The following is a 13,663-nucleotide window of genomic DNA, read 5'->3' on the forward strand; positions in this document are numbered from 1 at the left end:
ATCTCTTAATTTTTAAAGACACGAAAGTCTTAAAGACAAAAAAAATTTAAAGACATAAATATGAGTAAGTTTATAGATATAGCCACTTTAGCCCTGATGTGGCTATATGTTGTCTATATCAGAGAGCTGCGCTACTACTTGCTTAACGCGTTCTTTTCTATCGCCACCAATACGCTGAAATGGTTTTTGATGCTTGCTTAATTGACTGGCAAAATAAGAACTTATCTCATCACGTAGGTGCGGACTGTCTCGTAGGTCATCAGCCACCCAAGGCGTATCAACATCAGTCAATAATATCAAATCATAGTGATGCGCCAATGCTGCTTGCTCAAGGGCACTAGGACAATCGCCATAATACCAATAGGAATAGACCATCAGCTCAAACAGACTGGTATCGCAAAACAAATAATGACTGGCATCAGACATCTGAGCGACCTGTTTGGCTAGGGTATTTTCTAGTGTAATTTGCCCCTGTGCGATAGGGAGCAGATCCTCCCATGTACAAGTCAGGCGCTCGTCATCCCACTTTGCTTGTAAGTAGGTGCGCATATATTCTGACACCCAAGAACTATTAAAATGAGCTGCCAAATCACGGCATAATGTTGTCTTACCCGTACTTTCTGCGCCTAAGACCGCGACGTTGATAACAGATTTAGGCGTATGCTGCTCGAGGTTGTACGCGATAGCGTCGTTGCCATTCATAGTATGCCCAGATTGCGATAAGAGTGAAGACTACATATTGTAGCGCGGTAAAAGTAAAGCCTTTATAAAAGTATAGCGGTACCGATATTGCATCAGCGATAATCCAGAGTATCCAATGTTCAATTTTTCGCCGTGCCATGAGCCACATCGCCATTAAAAATAAAGCAGTAGTGAGCATGTCAGTATAATCGACCCAAGTAAATAAATGCAGTCCAAGTACCGCACCGTCGAGGCTAAAGCCATTATTAATCACTGGACGGAAGTAATAAATCAATCCTACAAAAGCTACCGTTGCTGCTGCCAAAGCAGAGAGGATAGGGATGTCGTCTGCATGCAAATGCTCAATACGGACTTTATTGGCATCTGATTCCCCATGCTCAATAGACTGGTTTTTCTTGTTCTTTGACCAGTTAATCCAGCCATACAAGCTCATCACGGTATAGTAAGCATTGATGAACATATCGCCAAACAGCTGCCACTTCCATAGTAGATACACAAATATAGCAGTGCTGACCAGACCAATAGGGAAGACTAAGATATTGGTTTTGCTGGCAAGTAAGACACTGGCCACACCGAAGACAACAGCAATCAATTCAAGGACAATGAATATCGTAGAGTAGTCAGCGTATTGACCAAATAACCAGTTGAGAAGTTCTGCCATTAGTATTCCTAAGTATGAGCGCGTATCAATGTTCTGAATAATTAAGATAGTTCGACGAATAATACAGAATAAAATGATGCTAATTATAACGTAGCTACCGAAAAATGCGGCCAGTCTTTGCTTATTTATGGCAACAAACAGGTTATTTGTAACAAAGTATTAGAAAAATTATAATATTCAGGCATAATAAACACACTGATTTTAAGTTTACAGTTATTCACTGAAATTGAATGGCTATTATTTCCACATTTATGCTTATTCCAAGCACCACAGTAGTAGACAAGGAAGCTTATCATGACGACTTGTATCACGGGCACTGGCCTGTATATTCCGCCTTACAGCATCAGTAACGAAGAGTTGGTTGAATCATTTAACCAGTATGTTGAAAACTATAATACTGAACATGCCGAAGAGATAGCCGCAGAGACGGTTACCGCGCTTGAGCCTTCATCGGCTGCGTTTATCGAAAAAGTATCAGGCATCAAATCACGCTACGTGATGGAAAAAGACGGTATCTTAAACACTGAAATCATGGCACCCGTTATTGCGTACCGTAATCTAGGTGAAGAGCTGTCAGTCATGGCTGAGATGGGCGCAGCAGCGCTTAGAGACGCATTGGCTGATGCAGGACTTGAGGCCAATGATTTAGATGGTATTATTCTGGCTTGCTCAAACTTTCAGCGTACCTATCCTGCCGTTGCCATCGAGATCCAAAACGAGATTGGTATGATCGGCGGCTTTGCTTATGACATGAACGTTGCATGTAGTGCGGCAACTTTTGGTCTGTCACAAGCCCATGGTTCTATCGTCTCAGGTCTGGCCAAGCGTATCGCTGTGGTCAACGTTGAGATTACCTCAGCGCATCTTAACTGGCGTAACCGTGACAGCCACTTCATCTTTGGTGATGTAGCGACCGCGTCTATCGTTGAAGATCTCGACACGCCAAAAGGCTACGAGATTCTGAACTCTAAGCTATTTACACAGTTTTCGACCAACATCAAAAACGAATATGGCTTTATGGATCGCTCAGAGTATCTAGCGGCTCAGACTGAGATGTATCCAGATATCAAAGCACCAGTCACTGATAAGCTTTTTCTCCAAAACGGTCGTAAAGTTTTCCGTGAAGTCTGTCCGAAAGTGTCAGAGATTATCACCGAGCATTTGCAAGAAAATGACATAGCAACGTCTGATGTCAAAATGATGTGGTTGCATCAAGCAAATGCCAATATGCTCGATTTAATTTTACGTACCGTCATTGGTAAAGAAGCGGACAAAGCCATTGTCCCAAGTGTCATCGCTGAATTTGCCAATACCAGCTCAGCAAGTCCTATGATTGTATTCCATCGCCACAAAGATGACCTGTCATCAGGTGATTTGGGTGTTATTTGCTCGTTTGGTGCAGGGTACTCTATTGGGTCGGTACTGGTTCGCAAAGTCTAGTATTTTGAATAAATGCCCCTCATAGATAAAAAAATAGCTAAGAATCTTCTTAGCTATTTTTTTGTCTGCCGTTTTTGCTATTGAAATTGAGCCGTGATATCTAGATATAGACAGAGATGTTTGAGAAGATAACAACAAGATTGCTTAGAATATCGACAAGAATGCTGAGAGGTTTTAATTTACCCCCAAAAATTTGCTATAATCACGGGCTTACTCCTCTTATCCAATTAAAAGTCCTTTTATGAAAGAATCCTTACGCCTGCGTTTAGACCAGATGGTAGACCGTTATGAAGAGGTCACCGCTTTATTGTCAGATCCTAGTGTCATCAGTGATAATAACAAGTTCCGTGAATTGTCTGTTGAGCACAGCGACTTGATGGAAATCACGACGTTATGGCAAAATTACGTGGGTGCAGAAACGGATCAGGCCGATGCAGAGACGATGCTAGCTGATGCCACAGATCCTGACATGAAAGAGATGATGATCGATGAGATTGATAGCGCCCGTGATACCATCGCTCAGATGGAAGAAGCACTCAATCTTATGATGCTACCAAAAGATCCAAATGATAAAGTACCTGCTTTCCTAGAGATTCGTGCTGGGACAGGCGGCGATGAAGCGGCGATTTTCTCTGGTGACTTGTTCCGCATGTATCAAAAATACGCGCAGAGCCAAGGCTGGACATTGGACGTGCTGTCTGCAAGCGAAGGTGAGCATGGCGGGTATAAAGAAATCATCACTCGCGTCTCAGGCAACAGCGTCTATGGTCGCCTAAAGTTTGAATCTGGTGTCCACCGTGTGCAGCGTGTCCCTGAAACCGAAAGCCAAGGCCGTGTGCATACCTCAGCTTGTACTGTTGCAGTTATGCCTGAAGTTGAGATTGATGATACCGTCGAGCTCAATCCAGCTGATATCCGTTTTGATACGTTCCGTTCAAGCGGGGCTGGTGGTCAGCACGTTAACACCACTGACTCAGCCGTGCGTTTGACGCACATTCCGACAGGCACAGTAGCAGAGTGTCAACAAGAGCGTAGCCAACACAAAAACCGCGCACAAGCGATGAAAATGCTCATCTCACGCATTCAGCAGGTTAAGGTGCAAGCACAAGTCGATGTTGCTGATTCGATGCGTCGCGACTTAATCGGTAGTGGCGATCGCAGTGAGCGTATTCGCACCTATAACTTTCCGCAAGGCCGTATGACCGATCACCGTATCAACCTGACCTTATACAAGCTTGATTCTATTATGGAAGGCGACTTGAATGAGATTCTTGATTCATTGTTGCGTGAGCATCAGGCTGACTTGATGGCTAGTATTGGCGGCGGGGAGCAATAGCCAATTCTATGTACACTATAGCGTTATGTCTTTTTTTATCATGATGTTTTTATAAAGATAGGGCGTGTTGATGGTTCAATACGCTCTACAGGTTGATTTAATTTTTCTGTTTTCGTTTATCCATTTAATTACCTAATAATATTGAGAGTGTTATGTCAAAGCACAATAATCAGATCCAAGAACAAACCCCAGTGGTAGAAGATGCTAACGAGCTGATTGCACAGCTACAGGCCAAGCTAGACGACATCACAGCTTCTGGTAAACAGCCGTACCCAAATACGTTCAAACGCACTGATTATGCGCAAGACTTGCAAGCGGCTTTTGATGGTGTATCGAAACAAGAAATTGAAGAAAAAGCGGCGAATGGCGAAAAGACACAGGTCAATGTGGCCGGTCGCGTCATGCTCAACCGTGGCTCATTCATTGTTATCCAAGACATGACAGGCCGTATCCAGCTGTATGTGGCGCGTAAAGAGCTTGATGAAGAGACGCGTGCCGGTATCAAATCACTAGATTTGGGTGATATCGTTGGGGTATCTGGCTATATCGGTCGCTCAGGCAAAGGTGATCTGTATGTACATATCGAAGAGATTAGCCTCTTGACCAAGTCACTACGCCCAATGCCAAACAAATTCCATGGTTTGTCAGATGTCGAAGCGCGCTATCGTAACCGTCATCTTGATTTGATGACCAATGAGACGACTCGTGATACCTTTATGGTTCGTAGTCAGATCGTCAGCGGCATTCGTCAATTTATGCTAAATGAGCGTTTTATGGAAGTTGAAACGCCAATGATGCATCCGATTCCAGGCGGCGCAGTAGCTCGTCCGTTTGAGACGCATCACAATGCGTTAGACATGCCATTATATCTACGTATCGCACCTGAGCTTTATCTTAAACGCTTGGTAGTTGGCGGGTTTGAGCGAGTATTTGAGATCAACCGTAGTTTCCGTAACGAAGGTGTATCAACCCGTCATAACCCTGAATTCACCATGATTGAGTTTTATCAGGCTTATGCTGATTATCATGATTTGATGGATTTGACTGAGCGTTTGTTTAACCAGCTTGCAACCGACGTATTGGGCACCACAGAGCTGACGTATCAAGAAGAAGCCATCAGCCTAAAAGCGCCATTTGCCCGTCTGTCGATGTCTGATGCGATTGCAAAATATGCCGAAAACTTCGATATGGCATATATCAATGATCGTGAATATCTAGCAGAATATGCATCAACGACACTTAAGCAACAAGTCAAAGATGTATTTGGTGTGGGTAAACTACAAACCATCATCTTTGAAGAAACGGCTGAGCATCAACTGCGTCAACCAACCTTCATTACTGAATATCCAGCTGAGACATCACCACTAGCGCGCCGTAGTGATGACAATCCTGAGATTACTGATCGTTTTGAGCTGTTCGTTGGTGGTCGCGAGTTGGCCAATGGCTTTAGTGAGCTTAACGATCCAGCGGATCAGGCTGAGCGTTTCCGTGGTCAGGTTGCCGAAAAAGACGCAGGCGATGACGAGGCGATGCACTTCGATGAAGAATATATCGAAGCATTGTCTTATGGTCTACCGCCAACAGCTGGTGAGGGTATTGGTATCGATCGTCTAGTAATGCTATTTACCGACTCTGCCAGTATTCGTGATGTGATCTTGTTCCCGCATATGCGCCGCAAAAACGATAGTTAGAGTGGGTTTGCTTGCCATAAATCCACATTGATAGTGAATTGGATATAAGAAAGCTTTTACTTATTGAAATAGAATGGGTTTAAGCTTTTTTATGCGTCCCCATTTATAGGAATGTTATGGATACTCAGCAAGCACCGCTTTCATTATGGCGACAGATGATTCAACAATTTTCTTTATCTTTGTATGAATTGCCTGACGACAAAATAACGGCTGACCCTGAAAAACTTCAGGGTTATGATTTCGTTTTTGAGTGTTCTAGCGCTACTATTTACATGATCGTCAATGATGTGATGATGCAAGCGAACAAGCAAGAGGTTGACAGTGCCAAGGTTCGTGAGTGGAAAAAAAAGGCGGTTAATACATTAATCAAACGTCACACTCAGCTTTATCTGAAAAATAACCAGTCGATGATAGAGGGTAAGACATCGATAGAGGATAAAGCGGTTTATTTTATTGGTTTGACGTCACTGTCTTTTGAAGATCCAGACGAGGAACTGGGCTCATCCTCTTATGCGGTTGATTGTGAATATGGTAGTCAGTTCTTCGCTGAAGACTGTGTTCTAGACTTGGATGATGAGCTGAGTGTCTTGCAGATATTTAGTCATCGAAACTTCGTCACTATACTCAGTCAGTTAGTGACACCAAGTGATCTGACGACGTTTTTAGATTTTCACCGTGGTCAGTTAACGAATTTTGTATCTTTTAAAAATGAATCGACACTCCTGACACAATTTTTACGAGCTCCCAATTTTCACCAAAGAGCGATTAGGATACAAGAGCAGTTGGTTGATGCTGAGCTAATCGATCAAATCGAGCCCCACCTACTTAAAGCTGTAGAACCCAATCAGATAGAATTTGCCAATGCATTAATGGCTGAGATTCAGAAAAATACTCGCATGTGGTATCAGCTATTCAATAGCTTGCTCAAGCGTTATCGCAAAGCGGGACAACCGTTATCCCCTGAGTCTGTCGATATTTTGGCAGATGAGTCAATGTATACTTATGCTTGTCTGGTAGAAAAAATATTGGCATACAGAAAGGCTGACCAAGAATCACGCTGGGATGGTTATACTAGTCATGCGCACTCTTATCATATTTTTGGACGTCAATACCTTATGGTATTCTATGCTCAGAATGAGAGCAGCTCGTTGAGTGCAGAGAATGTTCGTCTGTCTTACCAAGACTTATTGTCAGATCTCAATGCGCAAATGCAAACGCCCGTAATGGATGAATTGTTTTTGATTGGTGTAGAGTTCAGGCCTTGTGAAGACAGTGTAAATACTGAGGTGTACTTGGATATTTTCCATCAAAAAGGCGCATTTATTGATTTAAATACCAAGCGCTTACACGAACGACTGGCTCAGCTCAAAGCTCAGCTATAGTCAATCTGATGTAATACCTATCAAAAAGAGTATTAGGTTCTCTTGATATCAATTGATGTCATCGCTTTGCTAAACCCGTTACGATTTGTTAGACCTTTACTCGCCTTTTTATATTCAAAGTATATTGAACTGACTAGGGCGTGTCCTCATTTTAAAAATGGTGATAAAAATGAGATAAATGGCAGTCAAACAAGGAAAATAGCGCAGATAATATCGAGATATTAGTCAGCTATTTGACGCCGTTTGGCAAGATTTAACCATTTTTAACCTATTTAGATGACTATCGATTAAATTGAGGACATGCCCTATATAATCTATACTTAATATAGAGCACGGCCTAATACCCTGTCTCTATTTGTACTATTTACATTACCTGTATTATTTACATTGGCATTTACTATGACGCAGCAATATCAAGTTTTAGCTCGCAAATATCGACCCAAAAACTTTCATGAACTGATTGGGCAGACGCATGTCTCGCAAGCGTTGATTAATGCGATTGATTATAACCGCTTGCATCATGCTTATCTGTTTACTGGAACTCGCGGTGTGGGTAAGACGACGATTGCGCGTATTTTATCTAAATGCTTGAACTGTGATACAGGTATTACCAGTACGCCTTGCGGTGTGTGCGATAATTGTGTGGCCATTGATCAAGGACGGTTTATTGATCTTATTGAGATTGATGCTGCCTCGCGTACCAAGGTTGAAGACACTCGCGAGTTGTTAGACAATGTCCCATACGCACCAAGTCAGGGTCGCTATAAGGTTTATCTTATTGATGAAGTGCATATGCTGTCGACCCACAGTTTTAACGCACTCCTCAAGACGTTAGAAGAGCCACCTGAGCACGTAAAGTTTTTGCTCGCGACCACTGATCCGCAGAAATTGCCTATCACTATTATCTCTCGTTGTTTGCAGTTTGTGCTACGTCCATTACCACAGACATTGCTGAGTGAGCATTTGGCAAATATCTTGACCCAAGAGCAAGTTGGCTACACGCAGCCTGCGCTTTGGCAATTGGCGAGTGCGGCCAAAGGTTCAGTACGTGATGCTTTGTCTTTGACCGATCAGGCCATTGCTTTTGGTCAAGGTGCATTGGACGATGCCACTGTCAATGCGATGCTCGGTCTGATCGATGCGGCTGACTTGGTCAGTTTGATTACTGATATCTACAACCATGATAAGTCTGCTGTCGCAGCTCATATTGAGCAAATGCGTGCGCAAATGGTAGATGCGACCAGTATGTTCGATGGACTCGCTGAATTACTTCATCAATTGGCACTGACTCAATTATTACCTGAAGTTGCTTTGAATGTGAATGAAGCGCAAGCACAAAATATCAATATACTTGCGCAGCATATCAGTCCTGATGTATTACAGCTGTATTATGAGATCGTTGTGCAAGCACGCGAAGGCGTCAAGCTTGCTAGTACACCGATGCAAGCACTTGAGATGTGTATATTACGTCTACTGGCCTTCCGTCCACTGCCTGTCGATGAAATGTTGAATTATACAAATGATAGCAAGGTTTCTGCTACAGAAACGCCAGTCATAGAGTCGACTGTTTCGATACCACCTGCAAATGCGATTACAAATGAAACGTCAGCGCTGATACAGCCTTATGATGTTGATTACCAGACACCTAGTCATGATGAGCTGCAGAGTAACATTTATGATAATAATGACTTTGACGCAAATAGTAATAGTAGCAGTGACCAAGTTTATGACTTAGCACCGTCAGTGACTCATGTAAGCTCTAAACCTGTTGTTGAGCCTGAACCTGTTGTTGAGCCTGAACCTGTTGTTGAGCCTGAACCTGTTGTTGAGCCTGAACCTGTTGTTGAGCCTGAACCTGTTGTTGAGCCTGAACCTGTTGTTGAGCCTGAACCTGTTGTTGAGCCTAGCGCAAATGATTCTCAGTTATCTGTACGATCTGATGAGGATCCGCGCACGTTACTACGCTGTCCTCCACAAGAGTTAACAGGCGAGTGGAACCCAGAAAAATGGGATTACTGGCTACAGACGGCTCGTGAAAACGAGGTTCTGGCACAGGATGAATTGGCGCTAGCACGTCAAGGTACGATGACCGGTCAATGCAATGGTAAGGCAATATTTTTGACCAGTGTGGACAGCAAGCATTTGCAAATTACGTTTCAGCAGTTGGCTGCCAAGCTGCAACAGCAGTTTACACAAGCTGATATTGATTTGAAAATAGATAGCAGTATCATGCAAATTGAGGACAAAACTCCTGAGCGTCGTCAGCAGACGCGTTTAGCACAAGCCAAATTTGTTGCCGAAGCCAAGCTCCTTGATACGGCTGTCATGCAATATCTGACTGACCGTGGCGAAGGGAAAATGGGCAAAGTACAATTGTATTAAGCGTTATCACTAATACTAAGCTTAGTACAAACTAGTGTTCAAATTTATTTAAAAATACACATATAGACTCAGTATGGTTTTATATAAAATATCAAGACGATATCACTCTATCGCCTTGATATTTTTTGTTTTTATTATGAGTCAAAGGGTTTTCTCGATTAAGAGAGAAATATTTAGTAACGATAAGAGCAATCGGAAGTCGTTATAATGGTTAAGTTATATTAAAAACTGAAATGACGTTTAGGTGAGAATATGTTAGATAATTTACGCGGTATGGCTGTGTTTGCCAGTGTGGTCGGACATGGCTCGTTTAGTGGCTCAGCTCGTGAGCTTGGTATTACCACCAGTGCAGTCAGTCAGCAGATTCGTTCTCTAGAAAACGAGCTGGGCGTCGTGCTACTGCATCGCTCAACTCGTAAGTTGAGCTTAACAGAAGCGGGCGAGAGCTTTTATGAAGCCGCTAAAGATGTGGTTAGTGCAGCGGAACAAGGTCGTATTAAAGTCAACCAGTTACGCGATGAGCTAGCAGGTAGCTTGCGAGTGTCTACCACGCCTGAGCTGGGTGTCAATCATATACTACCAGCACTCTCTACTTGGATGGCGGCGCATGATGACCTAAGCGTTACTTATCTAGCAGACAATCATTATGTTGATATGATTGAAGAGCGTATTGATATCGCCATTCGTATGAGCCCAACGGCGAATAATTCTAGCTTGAGTAGTCATCCACTAACAGATGTGCGTCAGTTGCTCGTTGCGTCCCCGCAGTACCTACGTCAACATGAAAAACTAAACACGCCTAAAGACTTGGCTAATCATCAATTGATCTCTATTGAAATCATGAAAGAAGCCAATCAAGTGGATATGATTCAGACAGGAACAGGCAAAAAAACCCGTATAAAAATGAACTCACGTATTTATACTAATAATGTTTTTATGGCGACGACATTGGCCAAAGAAGGCCATGGTCTAGTCAGAATGCTAGAGATGGATATCAAAAAAGAGCTAGAAAGAGGCGAGTTGATAGAGGTATTGCCTGGTTATCAGTTACCAAGCTTTGTACTATATGCGGTCACTTTAAATCGTGACCAACAGCCTGCTAAGATCACTCGCTGTTTAGAAGTGCTGAAAAAATACTTTCATGCAAGTTAGGGCAATGTAGTGATGGTGTATAGTCATAGAACGACTAAACTGCTACAGTGTTAGTCTCCCTAAATGTACTACTTGTACAATCTGCAGTTGACTGCATTGAATTAATTTTAGATTTCTTTGACTATAGATATATTTGAATTAGCTATAAGATTAGTCATGATAAGCGTCATAACTACAAGTTATATGCTTATGATTATTTCTATAATGATCAAATATTTAATACAATCAATATTTTCTAAATTGCACTTAGCAAAAAGCCTATCTATCACTAATGATTGATAGGCTTTTTTGATATTTATTCTACGATGATTACTAGGTTATGGTCTAAAATGAGGGCTTTAACAAAGCTGTCAAACGCTCGACAACCTGTGTGCTCTCATCTCGGCTCATATTAAGAGGCGGTAGTAAACGTATCACATGGCTACCAGTAACGTTGATGATCATATTTTGTTCATCACGTGCACGATCTACTAGTTGGCTACAGTCCATATCTTCAGGCAAAACGATACCAATCATCATCCCTGCACCGCGACTACTGACGCCATGTTGTCCAAATGTATCGACCATGCTTTCTCGAATAAATGATCCTTCACTGACCGCGTTATCCATAATGTCGCTATTAGTCAGTACATCATACACACTATGCACCACACGGCTAGCAAGTGGCGTACCACCATAAGTGGAGCCATGACTGCCAGCACCAAACAATCCATTGGCACGGCCACGTACCATACAGGCTCCTACCGGAAAGCCATTACCCAAGCCTTTCGCAGTCGTCAATACATCAGGGCGAGCCTTGCTGTGCTGGTAAGCGAAGTATTTACCAGTACGGCCATTACCAGTTTGTACTTCATCAAGCATAAATAGCCAGTTATGAGCATCGCACTCTGCTTGTAGCTCCTCTAAGTAGGTAAAGCCATTGGTCGCAGTATTGAGACCACCTTCACCTTGAATAGGTTCGACAAAAATAGCGCAAATATCGTCATGATCCAAAGCGGCTTGTTTAACAGCATCAATATCACCAAAAGCTACACGAATGAAATCATCATCTAAAGTATAAAACCCTTCGCGCGCCTTTGGATTGGCAGTGGCTGATAAGGACAGCAATGTACGGCCATGAAATGACTGTTCCATGACGATGACTTTGGGACGTTTAAAGCCTTGCTTATGTGCGTACAGTCTTGCCAGCTTCAATGCAGCCTCGTTTGCTTCTGCACCGCTATTGGCAAAAAATACGCTGTCCATCTGGGCTGCTGTACATAGTGCTTCGCCTGCACGCTCTTGCCAGTCAATACCAAATAGATTGCTGGTATGAACGAGCGTGGCAGCTTGCTGTTGAATGGCCTCAGTCACTTGTGGGTGGCAATGACCCAGTCCGCACACTGCAATACCAGTGAGTGCGTCTAAGTAGGGAGTGTCATCTTTGGTATAGAGCCAGCTGCCTGAACCACGTGTAAAGCTGATTGGTTGACGGTTATAAGTAGGCATCAGGTAAGTAGCAGACATGTAAGGCATCCTTGGTATGAGAAATGGTATAGAAGGTATGAGTTATAGCTCGTCGGAGAAAGGCGTGGTTTCTGCAGGCAATGTGTAGTCTTCATTTGCCCAAGCACCTAAATCGATAAGCTTGCAGCGACTACTACAAAAGGGTTTGTACTTATTGTCCTGCCATGTGGTTTGAGTGCTGCAGCGCGGGCAAGGATAGGTTTTGGGGGATTTTTGTGGGCTAGAGTCAGTCATAATAAAGTAGGATACGTCCTTAGTGTTATTATTTGGTCAAGGTTATAAAAATAAAATAAGTCAGTTTTGCTCAGGCTACTGATTAATTCATTTGCTATTTATAGCGCTGTTATTCAATTTTTCTATGCTTCTTTTATATAGGGTTAACGATAGTATCATTCGCATATCACAGACGATAAATTCTATAGATTATCACCTAAATGACGATGGAGTGACACGTAGTTGCTGTCGCTATATTACTATTCAATCAGATAGGCTATATAATAGCATGGGGCCGAATAATGACAAAAGACAAATGCTTTAAGGATAACGAATGACTGAAAACATTGAGCTTACGCATCAGCAAGAGCGTGCCTTTCAACCACAAAAGCTCAGCGCACCGCGAGATTTTATCATACCAAAAACAATCGCTGATACTGAAGATGAAACACCATTAATATTAGAGATTGGGGCAGGGAAGGGCAAGCATGCACTCAGCTTTGCTTTACAGAATCCTGATAAGCATTTGATAGCGATAGAGCGAACACGTAACAAGTTTGAGGCCTTTTCAAAATTGGCTAGATCACAACAACTACGCAACTTAGATGCGATCCATGCTGACGCGATTGCATGGACGGTACACGCTATCAAACCCAACAGTCTGGCCAAAATATTTATTCTTTATCCCAATCCTGAACAACATAATCCCAATCAACAATGGTTAAACATGCCTTTTTTTGAGTTTTTATTGTCACGCTTACAAGTAGATGGAGAGGTGATACTGGTCACCAATATAGAAGCGTATATGAATGATGCAGAGCGTCAAGCAACCAAGGTATGGTGCTTACCAAGTGTTCGTTACCGAGTTCCGAAAGACAGTCAACGCACTCACTTTGAAGTAAAGTATCTAGCAAGGCAAGAGGTGTGTTGGGAGCTTAGTATCCGAAAACCAAAATGGTATAAAACCAGATTTGATCATTGGCAGCCTAGCACTCCGGATATCAAAAAATAGCCTAAGCAGTAATATGAAGGATCATCTATGTGACTCATAAGAAAATACAGTCTAAATAGAACGAGCTCACTGTGCGACTATTGGTAAATTTCATTCATAGCTTCTGCATGCCTGCCTGTAATATGCAAGAAAAATGGATATCAGTAGCACCTGCTATATCGATGCTAGTTCTCAGTAGTTATAAGC

At 42.6% G+C, this 13,663-nt stretch carries 11 protein-coding genes; 7 read left to right on the forward strand and 4 right to left on the reverse strand.

The window, feature by feature from the left end:
- Window positions 1–102 precede the first annotated feature (102 nt).
- On the reverse strand, window positions 103–702 hold the full coding sequence (locus IP510_RS08400) for an AAA family ATPase (protein WP_194364335.1): 600 nt from the start codon (window positions 700–702) through the stop codon (window positions 103–105).
- Entirely contained in the window at window positions 653–1,363 is a 711-nt protein-coding gene (gene pnuC / locus IP510_RS08405; RefSeq protein ID WP_194364336.1) for a nicotinamide riboside transporter PnuC, read from the reverse strand. The genes IP510_RS08400 and pnuC overlap by 50 nt, the downstream gene beginning before the upstream one ends.
- Window positions 1,364–1,657: 294 nt before the next feature.
- Here pnuC and IP510_RS08410 point away from each other — a divergent pair, with 294 nt between their 5' ends.
- From IP510_RS08410 to IP510_RS08435, 6 genes are all read left to right on the forward strand, one after another.
- Window positions 1,658–2,803: a beta-ketoacyl-ACP synthase III gene (locus IP510_RS08410; protein WP_194364337.1), complete on the forward strand. Its 1,146-nt coding sequence runs from the start codon at window positions 1,658–1,660 to the stop codon at window positions 2,801–2,803.
- A 241-nt stretch (window positions 2,804–3,044) separates the two neighbouring features.
- Window positions 3,045–4,139, forward strand: coding sequence for a peptide chain release factor 1 (gene prfA, locus IP510_RS08415; RefSeq protein ID WP_194364338.1), 1,095 nt, complete (start codon window positions 3,045–3,047; stop codon window positions 4,137–4,139).
- A 152-nt stretch (window positions 4,140–4,291) separates the two neighbouring features.
- Window positions 4,292–5,830, forward strand: a complete 1,539-nt coding sequence (gene lysS / locus IP510_RS08420) for a lysine--tRNA ligase (protein ID WP_194364339.1) — start codon at window positions 4,292–4,294, stop codon at window positions 5,828–5,830.
- Window positions 5,831–5,946: 116 nt separating this feature from the next.
- A complete protein-coding gene (locus IP510_RS08425; RefSeq protein ID WP_194364340.1) occupies window positions 5,947–7,212 on the forward strand; it encodes a hypothetical protein in 1,266 nt (421 codons plus the stop codon).
- 399 nt (window positions 7,213–7,611) lie between these two features.
- The gene (gene dnaX, locus IP510_RS08430; protein ID WP_194364341.1) at window positions 7,612–9,594 is read left to right on the forward strand and encodes a DNA polymerase III subunit gamma/tau; all 1,983 of its coding nucleotides are present in this window, start codon (window positions 7,612–7,614) and stop codon (window positions 9,592–9,594) included.
- Window positions 9,595–9,846: 252 nt separating this feature from the next.
- Window positions 9,847–10,746 (forward strand): LysR family transcriptional regulator, encoded by a 900-nt coding sequence (locus IP510_RS08435; protein WP_194364342.1) that lies wholly within the window; start codon window positions 9,847–9,849, stop codon window positions 10,744–10,746.
- 324 nt (window positions 10,747–11,070) lie between these two features.
- Here the strand turns inward: IP510_RS08435 and IP510_RS08440 are convergent, their stop codons facing one another.
- Window positions 11,071–12,252, reverse strand: a complete 1,182-nt coding sequence (locus IP510_RS08440) for an aspartate aminotransferase family protein (RefSeq protein ID WP_194364343.1) — start codon at window positions 12,250–12,252, stop codon at window positions 11,071–11,073.
- Window positions 12,253–12,294: 42 nt separating this feature from the next.
- Window positions 12,295–12,486 (reverse strand): DNA gyrase inhibitor YacG, encoded by a 192-nt coding sequence (locus IP510_RS08445; RefSeq protein WP_194364344.1) that lies wholly within the window; start codon window positions 12,484–12,486, stop codon window positions 12,295–12,297.
- Between the two features lie 313 nt (window positions 12,487–12,799).
- Between IP510_RS08445 and IP510_RS08450 the strand changes: the two genes are divergently transcribed.
- Window positions 12,800–13,477 (forward strand): DUF938 domain-containing protein, encoded by a 678-nt coding sequence (locus tag IP510_RS08450; RefSeq protein WP_194364345.1) that lies wholly within the window; start codon window positions 12,800–12,802, stop codon window positions 13,475–13,477.
- The last annotated feature ends 186 nt before the right edge of the window (window positions 13,478–13,663 follow it).

The organism is Psychrobacter sp. NG254 (assembly GCF_015277735.1).
GTDB lineage: Bacteria > Pseudomonadota > Gammaproteobacteria > Pseudomonadales > Moraxellaceae > Psychrobacter.

Excerpts from the sequence above, each read along its gene's own strand:
- IP510_RS08435 (WP_194364342.1), top strand. The coding sequence starts at position 9,847 with ATGTTAGATAATTTACGCGGTATGGCTGTGTTTGCCAGTGTGGTCGGA.
- IP510_RS08425 (WP_194364340.1), top strand. The coding sequence starts at position 5,947 with ATGGATACTCAGCAAGCACCGCTTTCATTATGGCGACAGATGATTCAA.
- lysS (WP_194364339.1), top strand. The coding sequence starts at position 4,292 with ATGTCAAAGCACAATAATCAGATCCAAGAACAAACCCCAGTGGTAGAA.
- IP510_RS08445 (WP_194364344.1), bottom strand. The coding sequence starts at position 12,486 with ATGACTGACTCTAGCCCACAAAAATCCCCCAAAACCTATCCTTGCCCG.
- IP510_RS08450 (WP_194364345.1), top strand. The coding sequence starts at position 12,800 with ATGACTGAAAACATTGAGCTTACGCATCAGCAAGAGCGTGCCTTTCAA.
- IP510_RS08400 (WP_194364335.1), bottom strand. The coding sequence starts at position 702 with ATGAATGGCAACGACGCTATCGCGTACAACCTCGAGCAGCATACGCCT.
- IP510_RS08440 (WP_194364343.1), bottom strand. The coding sequence starts at position 12,252 with ATGTCTGCTACTTACCTGATGCCTACTTATAACCGTCAACCAATCAGC.
- prfA (WP_194364338.1), top strand. The coding sequence starts at position 3,045 with ATGAAAGAATCCTTACGCCTGCGTTTAGACCAGATGGTAGACCGTTAT.
- dnaX (WP_194364341.1), top strand. The coding sequence starts at position 7,612 with ATGACGCAGCAATATCAAGTTTTAGCTCGCAAATATCGACCCAAAAAC.
- IP510_RS08410 (WP_194364337.1), top strand. The coding sequence starts at position 1,658 with ATGACGACTTGTATCACGGGCACTGGCCTGTATATTCCGCCTTACAGC.
- pnuC (WP_194364336.1), bottom strand. The coding sequence starts at position 1,363 with ATGGCAGAACTTCTCAACTGGTTATTTGGTCAATACGCTGACTACTCT.